The following is a 13341-nucleotide window of genomic DNA, read 5'->3' as shown; positions in this document are numbered from 1 at the left end:
ATCCGACCGCGACTCCGGCTCGTTCCGCGATGAGGGTGGTTGTTAATCCGTCGTAGCCCACCTCGTCGATGAGGCCGGCGGTGGCGGCGAGCATCCTCTCCACTCGCTGGGCACTCCGCTGCTGCACGGGCTTGCGCCGCAGCGGTGCAATTTCAGCAGGCAATGCGACTCCCTGGTTCAAGTTGGGCCGCCCAGTCTGCTGATGAGCCGACATCCGCGCGTTCCGGACATGCCGCGACATCGTAAAGCGAAAAGGTGAAATCGCTAAGCGTCACTTGACCTTGGTCAAGTGTTACATCCCGTGCGGTTGAAAACCCCATTCGGGCAGGTGATTCGCGAGCGTTACATGAAACCGATAAACATTTTTATTCATGTTGTCAAACGGTGCCCGAAGCGCTCAGAAACCGGTGGACACCGGGGCGACCTCCGGGAGTGAACTGGGAGCCGGGCGCGACTCCCAACGTCGCCGGGAGTCGGTCAGACGCTGCCGTGAGCGGGCGAGACCGCTGATCACCTGCTGCAACGGGTTCGCCCTCGCGGGTCGAAAGCAGTCGATCTATGTTGTGGTCCCAGGTGTCGCGGGTTCGATTCCCGTCACTCACCCTTTGGAAGGCCCGTTCCTTGTTCTGAGGAGTGGGGCCTCTTTCTTTCTGAACCGGGTGTCACTCGTTGCGGGAATTGGTGTCGTAGATGGAAACCGTCCCGGTTCCCGCACGGTCCTAGGGGTGCGGAGTGCTGGTGAAGCCTGTCCACCAGCACTCCGCCCAGCCGCAACGAGGAAAGGGAGACCTACTCGTGTTCCGAACCCCATACCCGGGTGATTCCATCGAAGCGCTGTACGAGGCGCGAGATGCCGCACGGTTAGCCGCATTCCACGCGGCGTCGCTGCCCGCCGAGGTGCTGCGACCAGAGCTGGCTGCCTACGGCCCTGCGATCATCAGCACCCTCGATGAGCTTTATGCCCTGCTCAACTCGCTGTGGCATGTCTCGCGCGCGCACCCTGGGGTCGCGGCCGAGACCACGCAGCTGGCCAACGCGCAGCACGCGCTGGGCGTCGCCGTCATGATCGCGCATGGGTGTCGGTTCTGAAATCCCTTCGGACAACAGCGATCTCGGATAACACGATCGTGGGTAAGGCCAGTATGTGTCACCCGCCCTGCAGCAGCCGTGAATAAGTTCATCCACGCGAGGATTTCCGTGACGTTCCATCCTCGCGGGTACGTCCTGGAGTGCGTAGGTCCAGGACGTCGGACAGGGGCCTGCAGGGTGGTCCCTGAGTTTGTTCCACGCTGCGCTACGTATCGGTGGTCGAGGGAACAACGAGCGAGGCGCTCCGCAACCTGTGTTCTGCGGTTGCGGGGCATCTCTCGCCGCTAGGACGTGTGCAGCGCCCGACGGCCTCGCCGGCCACGCAACTGACCGATCGAGCAGAGCGCCTCGTCCTGGCTGATGCTCTCGCGAGCTACCGCCGAGCCCGCAACGCCTGGAGGAACCAACAGGCGACTTCTCGGAGCCTGCAAATCAGCTGTCTTCGGCGCTCTCGCCGGACCGTCGTTTAAGTGGCACGGTTCCGGTCGGCGAGAACAGGGCGGAAAGTCCTGGCGGCGCTGGTGCGGTGGCGGGCGAGGTAATGCGACCGAGGCACCCGTGGACTAGCTGCATGGTCTCAGTTTTGGTCTCATTCGTTCGCGTTCACGGCGGTTCGAAAGTGGCTTCGGATGTTCACCGCGATCCGTTGACCTGCTGGTTTACCGTCCGTGGCCCCCGGCCGAACCGGTGATCGTAGAACTGAAAAGCGGACGGTTGGCGGATTGCCGCCGTCTTCTCCTTTGCGGTTGGGCGTGGCGCGCTCGCGCGGTCGTTGCCTGCCTGTCTAAGTGCCTGTCAATCGGTGGCGACGGCTGTGGACCGATGTGGACGGGGGAGGACCGCCAGTGCAGGTCAGCGCAGCAGGTGCTGCATGTAGCACACCTGTGTGATGTGCCTGGCAGTCAAGGGGTCAGGGGTTCGAATCCCCTCAGCTCCACCCCAATGACCAAGGTCGATGCTTTCGAGCATCGGCCCTGGTTCTTTTGAACGAGCACCACAACGCACACAACTCCCATCCGGATCAAGCTCGCTGTCTTCCTGCGCCCAGCCCGCGTCCCTGCGGTCTCCAGGGCGTCTCCGGGCTGCGGTCGGCATCGTCAGTCCGCCAGAGTCATCCGATCGGTTCCCCCGGTGCTCGCCCGGTGTTGATGGCACGCGGGGCGTGTAGGGTGTGTGGTGGTCGTTGTATTTCTGGGTTCGTGTTTTGTGCATGCTCGCAGGATGTTGATGCGGGCGAGCTTCTTTCTTTGGTTGTAGCTGGAGTTAGCCGTCGTCTGAGATCCCCCGGCCCGGGCCTCCGCGCGGTGCGGTTGCCCGTCATACCCCAGCTCCCGAAGGAGACTGACATGACCAACGGAACCGTGAAGTGGTTCAACTCGGAAAAGGGCTTCGGCTTCATCGCCCCGGACGAGGGCGGGCCGGATGTGTTCGTGCACTACTCGGCCATCGACGCGGCCGGCTTCCGCACCCTCGAAGAGGACCAGCAGGTGACCTACGACGTCAGCCAGGGCCCCAAGGGCCCGCAGGCCGACGTCGTGCGCGTGGCCTGAGGCTCCGCTGAGTTCCTTCCCGGCCCGCACCTCGTGTGCGGGCCGGGGACTGCGGTTTCGCTGGCATAGCTCCCACACCCGCCAGTCGCGGTGCGGTTGAGGCGCCCCGAACCGATCTACCCCAGCAGCACGCACGCCGCTGCGACGACGCTGCCCGCCACCGGGCGCGCAACGAAGCAGCTGGGCGCAGCCTGCTGCAACACCAGTTCCTCTCCGGTCGAGCCGAGTGCGTTTCCACTCGCGAGGTTCCCGGAGCCTTGTTCGTGTCTGCGGTCCTGCAGCGGCGTCTGTCCGCGCTGCGCTAGCCGCAAGATGATCCTTCTACGTGTATTGGAGCCCGATGAGGGCTGACAACAGCCTGATCACGACCCCACCGGCAGTGTTCACAGTGGATGGTGACCTCGCCGGTTCGGAAGTCACCCTGCTGGCCGAGCAGCTCTGGCCACATGTGCTGACCGGACCACCGGAAACGCTCGTGGACCTGGCCAAGGCCACCACGATCGATGCCGCCGGGCTCGATCTCCTCGTCGCCGCACACGCCTACGCGGCCCATCGGCACATCCCCCTCCACATCATCAACGCGGTGCCCCGCGTGCAGCGCGTGCTGCATGCGGTGGGAGTGAGCGCGCTCCCGGTCCGCAGTCCCCGCGCCGAGTTCGCGACCACCACGGCCACGACACCTGCGTCTCGGCAGGACGCCGCGGTGGTGATGGCTTGATGCGGCACTCCCGCCACGTCGCGCGGACGTTGTCCGATGATGCCTGGCAGATCACCGATGCCGAAGGCCAGCACACCGCGCGCATCGTCGGCACCGAACACGATGCGATCGCCCGCGCCGACCACCAGCTCGCCGCCTACGGCGGAGGACGCGTGTTCCTCACCGACGCTGACTGACCACCCACCACGTGGCCGCACCCGTGAAGCCGAAAAGCGCTGCGACCGTGGGACTCAGCTTTCCCGAAAGGACTTTTCGTGAACCTATCCACCTCCCTCCGACCCAGCAACGATCCTCGGAACGGCTCGGTACGCGTTGACTGGCGCGGCACACCGCCGCGTCGCGACGCACGCCCACCTGCCCTCGGAGGCGAACCCCGTGAGCGAATGCTGGTTGCGCCTGTCGCATTCCTCGAGCCCGGCCCGCCCCGTCCGACCTCGGCCCCCCATCAGCGGCGAGCAGATCAGGGCGAGGAGACTCTGCGCCCGCTGCGCACCCCGTTCGCCACCGACGCGCCCGGTGATTGATGATCGAACGGATACCATCTGGCCAGCGACCCGGTGACCGACCCGTGGCCGAGCACGTTCGGCTATCACGAGGTCTTCCACACCGCCGTCACCGCAGCGGCGATCTGCCATCACATCACCGTCTGGCGCCTCCTGCCCGTCACACCCGCCACCTTTTGACGCGGCTAGCAGACCCCTGGCGTTCCCGCTCTGCGAACGCCGGGGTCTGTCACGTGGCGAGGTTGGTCAGAAAGACCACGCCGCTGTGGGCTGCGGCGGCGAGGTGGCCCAGCAGGTTGCGGGTCAGATCAGCGGCCTCAACAGGCGCGGTCACCACGAAGTAGGCCACCAACGCCACGGACAGCCATGCACTGGCCAGTCGGGCACGCACGGACACTTCTCCTCATCTCTGCAGCATCGCGGCAGCCTTATCCGCCCCAGGAACACCTGTGCGGCATCGTGACCAGGACGCACGCCGACGTCGGGGCGCGAGCTAACTCTGCGCGCCAGGCTCCGGTCGGCCGGTGTGCTCGGCGAGCTGGTCCTCGAGAGTGATGATCCGGCACGCCGCCGCCACCGGAGTGCCTTGGTCGATGAGTTCGCGGGCGCGTTCAGCCCGCCTCAACTGTCGGCGCGAGTAGCGCCGGTGCCCCCCGGCCGAACGCTGCGGATCGATGAGGCCCGCTTCTTCCAGCGACCGCAGGAACGGCTGGGTCACCTCAAGCATCTCCGCAGCCCGCCCCATCGTGTAGGCGGGGTAATCCTCGTCGTCGAACTTCGCGCCGGCGCTGTGCCGATCCTGGATCAATACCGCTCCTTCACCCCTCGACAAGGCCCCCGGTGCACCAGCTGGTGCACCGGGGGCCGCGAGAGGGTAATTACTCAACTACTCAGGCCGCTCTTCCATCCACGAACACCGGGAGTGGGGGCGGCGGGGAAAACAGTGACTCGACGACCCCCCTTCTCGCTCGTGTACAGCTCACACACCCTTTTCCACCCCCTGGGGGAACCTCCCGGTTCCCCCAGGGGCCTGCACTACAGCTCCACTTCCATCACCAGCCGCGCCGATTCGTCGATGATGGCGCTTCAGTGCTCTCCGTCTCTGGTGAGAAACCGTAACAGGACCAATCGACGATGTCTACAGCGGCGATCGCAGAAATCATTCCAGGGCGAAGAGTCTGAAACTCGGTGCCTGGCCGATGCGTGCTACGCGGCGGTCGCCGTGGCGCTGGCGGTGGCGTCGCTGCTGGCCTTCGCTGTGCGCGACGTGGCACCACCGGTCGCCGAGAGGGCGTCGCTGCGGTCCGAAGGCGTTGCGGGACTTCGGTTCGGAACGGTCGTGATCAGCGCGCTCCGCGTGCTCGCGGCCGGAATCGCGCTGCTGGGGCCGCTGCCGTTCCGCTGCTGATCTGGGTGGCGTACTCGGGCCGAGTGAGACGAGCGGGTCGAGTGGGTAGTCCTCAACTGGACCGATTGGCACCCCGCGGGAAGGACAGGACATGACCAAGCGCGATGAGATGCGGGTCGACAAGGCACTGCAAGGACTCGAGTTCCCCGCTGACCGCGAACAGCTCGTCGACTTCGCCACCGATCGCGAGGCCGACTCCGAGACGCTCACCGCACTCCGATCGATCCCCGCGCGCCGGTACGCCAACAAGGACGAGGTCATCGACGCCGTCCCGCAGGAGCCGGAAGGAGACGCCCCTGGCGGTACGGCGCGCGGCTGACCAGGAGTTTCGCCCGGCAGGCGACTCCGATCGTCGATAACTATCGTGACCGGCATGACTCGGGGGTTCATGTCGGCTGTGGCGTTCGTGCTGGTGACGGCGGCGTGCGGGACGGCTGCACCGCCGCCACCAGTGGCACCTGCGCCAGCACCACCCCCGGCCCCACGCCCGTCCGCGCCTCCTCCCGCGCCGGCGACGCAGGTCGAGCAGGCTCCTGACGGGTTCGTGCGGTTGCGCGACGTCGACTCCTCGATCGTCGAGGAGATCCGGTACGCGACGCCGCACAACTTCACCGGCGACCCCGTGCCCGGGTACGACGAGCCGATGTGCGTGCTGACGCGCCCGCTGGCCGAGGCCCTGCACGAGGCGCAGCAGCGGCTCGTCGATCAGGGCTACACGTTCAAGGTCTACGACTGCTACCGGCCGCAGCAGGCCGACGACCGGTTCGTCGAGTGGGCGGAGGACGTCGGTGACCAGCGCATGAAGGCCGAGTTCTACCCGGGCTTGGACAAGTCGCAGCTGTACTCGGCCGGCTACATCGCCGAGAACTCCGGGCACAGCCGGGGCAGCTCGGTCGACCTCACCCTTGTGCGGCTGCCCGTCCCCGCCCAGCGCGCCTACGTGCCCGGCGAACCGCTGGCCTCGTGCACGGCGCCTGTGGGACAGCGGTTCCCGGACAACGGCGTCGACATGGGCACCGGCTTCGACTGCTTCGACGACATGGCGCACACCGACGACCCGCGCGTGACCGGGGAGGCCCGCGCCAACCGGGAGAAGCTGCACGACGCGCTCACCGCCGTCGGGCTGAAGGGCTACGCGGGGGAGTGGTGGCACTTCAACCTGCCCCAGGAGCCCTTCCCGGACGAGTACTTCGACTTCCCCGTCAACAGCGCGGCTTTCCGCTGAGCCCTGCCGGCTGGCCACTTCTCGCCAGACCGAGCGTCGTTGTACTACGCAACTTTCCGCGTGGTGCGTCGTTGTTCACCCCAGAAGTCGACTCGGTCGACGACGCGCACGGGTCGCGGTGATCGGCCGCGGACCCGATCGACTCGCGCAGTTCGCACCATTCAATGACGCAGGGAGCGACCGCATGCCCCGATCTGCCCACCACTCGCCCGCCGTGGCGCGACGGCTGGTCACAGCCACCGCGTTGTCGCTGGTCATCGCCGGCTCGCAAGCCGTGCCCGCGATCGCCGACGACGCGCCCAACACGCCCGGCATGGTCAGCGCCGGTTTCTACGACCCGCCCGCCGAACTCCCCGCGGCCGACGGCGCCCTGGTGCGCACCGAAGAGCTGCCGCTCGCGCTGAGCCTGCCCAGCATCGGCGGGCAGCAGCTGCCGGGCACGGCGACCCGCTTGATGTACAAGACCACCGACTCCAACGGTCGGCCCGCAGCGGTGACCGGCGCCTACATCGAACCCTCGGCGCCGTGGCGCGGCGAGGGTCCGCGCCCGCTGGTGGCGGTCGCCCCCGGGACGATGGGCCAGGGCGACTCCTGCTCGGCCTCGATGGGCCTGGAACGCCCGATCAACTTCAACGGCGACTCGGTGTCGGTCGGCTACGAGGACATCGCGATCTACCGGCTGCTGGCCGAAGGCGCGGCCGTGGTCGTCACCGACTACGTGGGCCTGGGCACCACCGATCGGCTGCACACCTACGTGAACCGCGTCGACGGCGGGCACGCGGTGCTCGACGCCGTGCGCGCGGCTCGTCAGCTGCCCGACACCTCGGTCACCCCCGACTCCCGCGTCGCCCTCTACGGTTACAGCCAGGGCGGCGGGGCCACCGCCTCCGCCACCGAGCTGCAGCCCGGCTACGCCCCGGACGTCGTGCTCGCCGGCGCCTACGTCGGCGCCCCGCCCGCGAACCTCACCGAGGTCATCGAAGGCATCGACGGCAGTGCCCTGGTCGGCGCGCTCGGCTGGTCGCTCAACGGGTTCATCCAGGCCCACCCTGAACTCCAGCCAGTCGCCGACGAGTACCTCAACGAGGACGGAAAGGCCGCGCTGGGAACCCTGTCCACGTCGTGCATCGGTGACGGCATCGCGCGCTTCGCCTTCCGCAGCAGCGCCGAGTGGACCACCACCGGCCAGACCCTCGGCGAGGTCGTCGAGGCCGAGCCGGCGGTGCGGGAGGTACTCGACGACCAGCTCATCGGCGCCCGGAAGCCGGCCACGGCCGTCCGCGTCGCCACCGGCGTGCAGGACGACATCGTGCCGCACGACCAGGCCCGGCAGCTCGCCGTGGACTGGTGCGCCCAAGGTGGTGAGGTCACCTACCAGCCCGTCCAGATCCCGGATCTCGGCAAGGGCTTGCTGACCAACCACGTCACCCCGTTGCTGGCCGATCAGAGCAACGCGATCTCGTGGCTCACCGACCGCCTCTCCGGAGGCGCGGCGATCAACAACTGCAACACCCTGCCGGATCAGCCCTGACCGATCCGCGTCGACGGGGCCACGAGCGCGCGTTCGTGGCCCCGTCGCGTTGGAACGGCCATTCTTGTCCGAACTGACTGGGGCCAAAACCGCCCCGGGGCAACGTTCCTCGGAGCTCAGCGCGGGGTGAGGGCTTCGGCCGCGGAGTCTCGGCCGTGAACACGGCGGTCGCGCGGACCGCGGCCGTCAGCGTCTCCGTGATCGTCGGGACCCGATGAGGATCACCACGGGAAGGCGTTGAGCAGACCGGCGCCGAAGGCGATCAGGGCGACGGCCGCCGAGACGGCGGCGAGGAGGTTCGTCCTGCGCTGACGGCTCATCGACCGGAGGGAGTGCGTCTCCGCGCGTGATTCCATCCGGGCCAGCCTGGTGGCGATCGAGTTCAGAGCGTCCGGTGCGGGCGCCGGCTGCGAGGGAGCGGGCGACGGCGAATAGCCCTGGTCGTACCCGAACCCGGGCGGTGGCTCGGGAGCTCCGCCGAAGTTCGTTGAAGGCTCCTCGTCGTCGGTGGTCGGCACCGGGGCGAACCACGGATGGGCGTCCTCGTGCTCGCTGATCGCGACGGCGGGGCCGGTGTCGCGCTGGAGGCTCACGGACTCCATCGTCGTGGCGATGGCCCTCAGCTCGTCGACGACCATCTGCATGGCCCGGGACGCTTCGCGAGCCTGCCGCTCCTGCTCCCGCTGCTGCTTCCAGCTGAGCCGGAACGCCCAGATCGACAGCAGCGTGGCCGGGATGGCCAGCACGAACGAGCCGATGCTGCCGAGCCAGGAGGTCGTCTCCAACGGGCTCACCGGGTCCTGCGCCAGAAACCACCGCACGCGGCGAAGATTACCGGAACGCACGCCGCGGAAACTGCTGTTCGACGGCTTCGCGGCCTGCGGCGGACCGGTGGGCGCGGGTGCAGAATCGGGGGCACGTCCAACCGAGGGGGCTCGTTGCGATGACCGAGTTGTTGCCCGCTCTGCCCGATGAGACCTTCCGGCGCGTGCTCTGCGTCGTCGCACACCCGGACGACATGGAGTACGGCACCTCGGCGGCCGTCGCGCGCTGGACGTCGCGGGGCATCGACGTCGGATATCTGCTGCTCACGCACGGTGAAGCGGGCATGCCCAACCCGCCGGAGGAGACCGCCGCGCTGCGCTTGGCCGAGCAGCGGGCGGCGTGCGAGACGGTCGGCGTCGAACACCTCACCGTGCTCCAGCACCCCGACGGCGTGCTGGTCTACGGGTTGGACCTCCGCCACGACATCTGCCGCGAGATCCGCCGCTTCAAGCCGGACGCCGTGGTCGGCACGTCGTACGAGATCGAGACGCCGATGGGGTTCAACCAGTCCGACCACCGCGTCGCGGGCCTGGCGACCATCGATGCGATCAACGACGCGGGCAACCGGTGGATCTTCCCCGAGCAGATCGACGACGACGGCCTCGACACGTGGAGCGCGCGGTGGTTCCTCCTCCCGGGGATGGCCGGGGAGCTGGACGCGACGCACGGCGTGGACGTCACCGGCAGACCGGTGCAGCTCGGCGTCGCCTCGCTGGAAGCCCACCGCGCCTACCTCGCCGCGCTTCCGGAGCATCCCGCCCCGGCGGACTTCATCCCGAAGATCCTCGCCGCCAACGGCGCACTGCTCGGCACCGAGCACGCGGTCCTCTTCCGCGCCCTCGACCGCCACACCCCACCGGACTTCCTCGATGACCTGGGTTAGACGGTGCCGGTGAAGTACGCCGTGGTGGAGGCGAAGGCGTTCGGCTTGACCGAGAGCTTGAACTCCCCGGAAGAGTCCTCGACCTCGAAGACCTTGGTGAACGAAACGCTCTGCCCCGGAGCGAGTTCGGTGCTCGGAAGCGAGTCGTTCGCCTCCGACATGAACGCCTCTTGCGCCACGCGGCTCGAGTGCTGGGCGGTGAAGGCGGTGCTCATCACCTGGTAGGGCCTGGTTCCGGTGTTGCTGACGGTCACGTCGACCGCGATCCAGCGCTTGCCGTCAGCGGGACCGAGATAGGGGTTGTCCGCGCCCACGGCATCGGGAACGGCCACCGTGATCTGCTCGCCACCGCTCCACGAGGCGGTGCCGCCGAACGCGTGTTCGGTCACCTCGCCTCCGGGAGCACTCGCGGGTGGCGGGGTGGTGGAACTGATCGAGTTGACGGCGGTGCTGAAGATCGCGATCGAGATCACGAACGCGAGAACGCCCAGCGCGAGACCGAAGTAGGACATCACCTTGTTGCTCGCCAACCTCTTGTGCGCCCGGTTGACGGCGATGCCACCGAACACGATGGCCAGCACGCCGAGGACGAAGCCGATGAAACCGACGAACGGAATCCAGGCGAACAGCAGGGCGATGATTCCCAGCACCAGGGCCGTGGTGCCGAATCCGTTCTTCGGTGCGACCGGGGGTTGAGGTGGGAGTGGAGCGGATTGCTGCGCCATGACGGATTCCTGTCGCGTCGGTCTGCAGAGGAGGGGTGCCCGACGGGCAGAGGACCCACTCCGGAGGTCCCAGCAAGTAAGCGCGTGAAAATCGCCAACCGTAAGGGCCTTTGGTCCGTGTTCCACCGCCGTGCAGCGCGCGTCGGCGATGTGCCCAGGTCAGCCACTCGTGGGTGAGCCGCCCGTTCCTGGCCGCTGTTCCGTCGAAAGTGGTGTGGGGCAGTGGGGTTCGCCGTATTGTGGTGTTCGAACGTCGTTGAACAGCTGGGGGTGGCGTGACGCTCGTCGGGCGGGACGATTCGTTGCGCGTTCTGGCCGATGCCTCCTCGGCCGCGGAGGTCGGGCAGGGGTCGCTGGTCGTGGTGCGCGCCGATCCCGGCATCGGGGTAACGGCCCTGCTGGAAGCGCACCTCGCGGCGATGCGGGACTCCGGCCTGCACCTCCACCGGGTGCCGGTGCTGCGGCCGGGCGGGCGCACCTCGCTGTCGGCCGGAACACCGGACTGGGACGAGCCCGCGATGGTCGTCATCGACGACCTGCACCACGCCGACGACGACACGCTGCTGACGTTGCACGGTCTCGCCGGGGAGATCTACGACCGTCCGCTGCTGGTCGTGGCGGGCCGGCATCGCGGCGTCGCGCCGGAGCGCTTCGCCGCGCTCGACCGGTTCGCCATCGTGCACGACCTCGCCCCGCTGTCCCCCGACGCCGTCAGCGCGATGCTCCAGGGACCGTCGCCGAACGCTGCCGGTGCCGGGGGAAATCCGTGGCTGCTCAGCCGGATCGACGCCGCGGACAGGGCCGCGCAGGTGACCGCCTGGGCCGCGGGCCTGGCCGGTTCCGACGTCCACGTGCTGCGCTGCGCCGCGCTGCTGGGCGACGCCGCCTCCGTCGACGACCTCGCCGCGGTGGCCGGTGCCACGCCGAGCGAGGTGCTCTCCGCCATCGCGAGGATGTCCGCCCGGGGCTTGGTCGACGAGTCCGGCGGCGAGGTGCGGGTGCGGTATCCGCTGGTGCGCGACGACGTCGCCGCCGCATCGGCGGGCTTGCGCGGCTCGGTGGCTCGCGCGCTCGCCGACCGGGGAGCACCCGCCGAGCGCGTGGCCGACCACCTCGTGCACGCGCCGGTGGATCCCTGGACCGTCGACTGGCTCGCCGAACGCGCCCACCAGCTGACCTCACGAGCCACACCGGCCGTGGCGCGACTGCTGGAACGTGCGGTGGCCGCGCTGCTGCCCGGCGACCCGCGGTTGCCCGAGCTGCGGGTGGCGTGGGTCGAGGCCCTGCTGTGGAGCGGCCGGACCGAGCAGGCGCGCAGGGCGGCCACCGAAGGACTGCTGGCCGATCCGGACGAGGCGATCCGGCACCGGCTGCTCGTCGTGCTGGGCGTCATCGCCAACGGTGAGTTCGACGCCGAAGCGGCCCTCGCGGTCTGGGAAACCGAACGGCGGGAAGGGGAACTGCCCGCACGGCTCGCCGCGCTCGACGCCTACGCCCACCTGCTCGCCGGAGACCTGGAGGCCACCCAGCGCGCGGTGGCCCGAGCGAGCCGGGCAGCGGGCGACGACCCGCTCGTCGAGATCTACCTGTGCAACATCCGGGCCATCGGGCAGTGCCTGCTCCGCGACTACGCCGCTGCCGGTGACCAGCTGGACCGCGCGTCGGTGCTGCTGGAGATCGCGGCCTACGACCGCGCGCAGTGGCTGATGTCCCGGTTGCTGCGCGCGGTGCTGCAGAACCTCGAACACGACCCCGCCGTCACCGAGACCATCGAGCAGGCGCGGCCGGTCGCCCGCGAACTCGGCCTGGGCTTCCTGCCGTGGACGCACACCATCGCCGCCGTGACGGCGCTCAACTTCGGCGAGTGGGACCGGGCGCTGGCCGAGGTGGAGGAAGGGCTGGCGCTTCCGCACCAGCACGGCATGGCGGGCCCGCTGCACGCGGTAGCGGCCACGATCCTGCTGAACCGCGGGGACCTGCCGACCGCGCGCGTGCACGCCGGACTCGCCGACGAAGCCGACCTGTACGGCGTGGCGATGTTCTACGAGTCCTTGATGATGGTCACCCGCGCCGTGCTGGCCGGCGTCGACGGCGACCTGAAGCGGGCGGTCGACGTCGTGCGCGACGTCGTCGACCACGACGTCGGGATGCGGCACGACCGCTCGGTCGCCCCGGTATGCGTTCCGCTGGTGCGCATCGCCGTGGCCGGGGGTGAACGCGACCTCGCCCGCCGCCTCATCGAGCGGATGCGGGAGTGGAGCGACGAGGACGACAGCAGGATCGGCTACTGCACGGGGCTGGTCGACCGCGACGTGGACCGGCTGCTCGCCGCCGCGCAGGACTTCGCCGACAACAGCACCCCGCTGGCCGCCGCGCAGGCCGCCCAGGACGCCGCGGTGGCGCTGGCGGCCTCCGGCAGGTCCGACGCCGCCAAAGCCGCCTACCAGAGCGCGATCGACAGGTTCGCCGCGATGGCGGCCCACCGGGAGATCGACCGGACCGCCGCCGACCTGCGCTCCTACGGCGTGCAGCTGGGCGCGTCCGGCCCGCGCGGACGTCCCAAGCACGGCTGGGACAGCCTCACCGGCGCCGAGATGCGGGTGGTCGAACTCGTCGCCCAAGGGCTGACGAACCGCGACGTCGCCGAGCGGCTGATCCTGTCCGTGCGCACCGTGGACTCCCACGTGTCGCGCATCCTGCGCAAGCTCGACTGCTCGTCGCGCCTCGAACTAGCGGTCAAGTACCGGGACCGCTCTTAGGGGCACGTTTCGTGGGAGCAGCGGCTGTGCCGCATTTCTGAACAGAGGTCCTGACCCGTCGCGAACATCAGCAACATCACCGATGTTTCGGACGTCTCCTTCTGGTGATCTTTCGGTACCGCGCT

At 68.7% G+C, this 13341-nt stretch carries 16 protein-coding genes; 11 read left to right on the top strand and 5 right to left on the bottom strand.

Features of this window, described 5'->3' with window-relative positions:
- Positions 1-214: TetR family transcriptional regulator (locus AB0J91_RS14950; protein WP_363868478.1), on the bottom strand; the 214-nt coding region annotated here is incomplete at its 3' end.
- 581 nt (positions 215-795) lie between these two features.
- Here AB0J91_RS14950 and AB0J91_RS14945 point away from each other — a divergent pair.
- The 5 genes from AB0J91_RS14945 to AB0J91_RS14925 all read left to right on the top strand — a co-directional run bounded on the left by AB0J91_RS14945 (position 796) and on the right by AB0J91_RS14925 (position 4040).
- Positions 796-1089: a hypothetical protein gene (locus tag AB0J91_RS14945; protein ID WP_363868475.1), complete on the top strand. Its 294-nt coding sequence runs from the start codon at positions 796-798 to the stop codon at positions 1087-1089.
- Between the two features lie 1346 nt (positions 1090-2435).
- Positions 2436-2639, top strand: coding sequence for a cold-shock protein (locus tag AB0J91_RS14940; protein WP_363789623.1), 204 nt, complete (start codon positions 2436-2438; stop codon positions 2637-2639).
- Between the two features lie 340 nt (positions 2640-2979).
- Positions 2980-3357, top strand: a complete 378-nt coding sequence (locus tag AB0J91_RS14935; protein WP_363868472.1) for an STAS domain-containing protein — start codon at positions 2980-2982, stop codon at positions 3355-3357.
- Complete coding sequence (locus AB0J91_RS14930; RefSeq protein WP_363868469.1) at positions 3357-3533, top strand: hypothetical protein; 177 nt, start codon at positions 3357-3359, stop codon at positions 3531-3533. The genes AB0J91_RS14935 and AB0J91_RS14930 overlap by 1 nt, the downstream gene beginning before the upstream one ends.
- A 381-nt stretch (positions 3534-3914) precedes the next feature.
- Positions 3915-4040 carry a hypothetical protein gene (locus AB0J91_RS14925; protein ID WP_363868467.1) on the top strand — a complete coding sequence of 42 codons (126 nt, stop codon included), beginning with the start codon at positions 3915-3917 and terminating at the stop codon, positions 4038-4040.
- A gap of 49 nt (positions 4041-4089) precedes the next feature.
- On the opposite strand, the gene AB0J91_RS14920 is transcribed toward AB0J91_RS14925, so the two are convergent.
- Complete coding sequence (locus AB0J91_RS14920) at positions 4090-4251, bottom strand: hypothetical protein (protein ID WP_363868464.1); 162 nt, start codon at positions 4249-4251, stop codon at positions 4090-4092.
- A gap of 102 nt (positions 4252-4353) precedes the next feature.
- Positions 4354-4668, bottom strand: a complete 315-nt coding sequence (locus tag AB0J91_RS14915) for a MerR family transcriptional regulator (protein WP_363868461.1) — start codon at positions 4666-4668, stop codon at positions 4354-4356.
- Between the two features lie 414 nt (positions 4669-5082).
- Between AB0J91_RS14915 and AB0J91_RS14910 the strand changes: the two genes are divergently transcribed.
- From AB0J91_RS14910 to AB0J91_RS14895, 4 genes are all read left to right on the top strand, one after another.
- Complete coding sequence (locus AB0J91_RS14910; protein ID WP_363868458.1) at positions 5083-5268, top strand: hypothetical protein; 186 nt, start codon at positions 5083-5085, stop codon at positions 5266-5268.
- A 91-nt stretch (positions 5269-5359) separates the two neighbouring features.
- Complete coding sequence (locus AB0J91_RS14905) at positions 5360-5587, top strand: DUF2795 domain-containing protein (RefSeq protein WP_363789629.1); 228 nt, start codon at positions 5360-5362, stop codon at positions 5585-5587.
- A 54-nt stretch (positions 5588-5641) separates the two neighbouring features.
- On the top strand, positions 5642-6493 hold the full coding sequence (locus AB0J91_RS14900; protein WP_363868455.1) for a M15 family metallopeptidase: 852 nt from the start codon (positions 5642-5644) through the stop codon (positions 6491-6493).
- Between the two features lie 184 nt (positions 6494-6677).
- Positions 6678-8024, top strand: a complete 1347-nt coding sequence (locus tag AB0J91_RS14895) for a lipase family protein (RefSeq protein ID WP_363868452.1) — start codon at positions 6678-6680, stop codon at positions 8022-8024.
- Between the two features lie 221 nt (positions 8025-8245).
- Here the strand turns inward: AB0J91_RS14895 and AB0J91_RS14890 are convergent, their stop codons facing one another.
- Positions 8246-8845, bottom strand: coding sequence for a hypothetical protein (locus AB0J91_RS14890; RefSeq protein WP_363868449.1), 600 nt, complete (start codon positions 8843-8845; stop codon positions 8246-8248).
- Positions 8846-8967: 122 nt separating this feature from the next.
- On the opposite strand from AB0J91_RS14890, the gene AB0J91_RS14885 reads away from it, so the two are divergent.
- The gene (locus AB0J91_RS14885) at positions 8968-9732 is read left to right on the top strand and encodes a PIG-L deacetylase family protein (protein ID WP_363868446.1); all 765 of its coding nucleotides are present in this window, start codon (positions 8968-8970) and stop codon (positions 9730-9732) included.
- On the opposite strand, the gene AB0J91_RS14880 is transcribed toward AB0J91_RS14885, so the two are convergent.
- Positions 9729-10457, bottom strand: a complete 729-nt coding sequence (locus tag AB0J91_RS14880) for a DUF4190 domain-containing protein (RefSeq protein WP_363868443.1) — start codon at positions 10455-10457, stop codon at positions 9729-9731. The genes AB0J91_RS14885 and AB0J91_RS14880 overlap by 4 nt on opposite strands.
- Before the next feature lie 275 nt (positions 10458-10732).
- Between AB0J91_RS14880 and AB0J91_RS14875 the strand changes: the two genes are divergently transcribed.
- Complete coding sequence (locus AB0J91_RS14875) at positions 10733-13216, top strand: LuxR C-terminal-related transcriptional regulator (protein WP_363868440.1); 2484 nt, start codon at positions 10733-10735, stop codon at positions 13214-13216.
- Positions 13217-13341: the final 125 nt, after the last annotated feature.

The organism is Saccharopolyspora sp. NPDC049357, from assembly GCF_040677225.1.
Taxonomy (GTDB): Bacteria; Actinomycetota; Actinomycetes; order Mycobacteriales; family Pseudonocardiaceae; genus Saccharopolyspora.
This window is presented reverse-complemented; position numbering and strand designations above follow the sequence as displayed.

What these genes read in the sequence shown, in the direction of transcription:
- AB0J91_RS14940 (WP_363789623.1), top strand. Translation starts at nt 2,436, where the DNA reads ATGACCAACGGAACCGTGAAGTGGTTCAACTCGGAAAAGGGCTTCGGC.
- AB0J91_RS14935 (WP_363868472.1), top strand. Translation starts at nt 2,980, where the DNA reads ATGAGGGCTGACAACAGCCTGATCACGACCCCACCGGCAGTGTTCACA.
- AB0J91_RS14930 (WP_363868469.1), top strand. Translation starts at nt 3,357, where the DNA reads ATGCGGCACTCCCGCCACGTCGCGCGGACGTTGTCCGATGATGCCTGG.
- AB0J91_RS14905 (WP_363789629.1), top strand. Translation starts at nt 5,360, where the DNA reads ATGACCAAGCGCGATGAGATGCGGGTCGACAAGGCACTGCAAGGACTC.
- AB0J91_RS14900 (WP_363868455.1), top strand. Translation starts at nt 5,642, where the DNA reads ATGACTCGGGGGTTCATGTCGGCTGTGGCGTTCGTGCTGGTGACGGCG.
- AB0J91_RS14895 (WP_363868452.1), top strand. Translation starts at nt 6,678, where the DNA reads ATGCCCCGATCTGCCCACCACTCGCCCGCCGTGGCGCGACGGCTGGTC.
- AB0J91_RS14885 (WP_363868446.1), top strand. Translation starts at nt 8,968, where the DNA reads ATGACCGAGTTGTTGCCCGCTCTGCCCGATGAGACCTTCCGGCGCGTG.
- AB0J91_RS14880 (WP_363868443.1), bottom strand. Translation starts at nt 10,457, where the DNA reads ATGGCGCAGCAATCCGCTCCACTCCCACCTCAACCCCCGGTCGCACCG.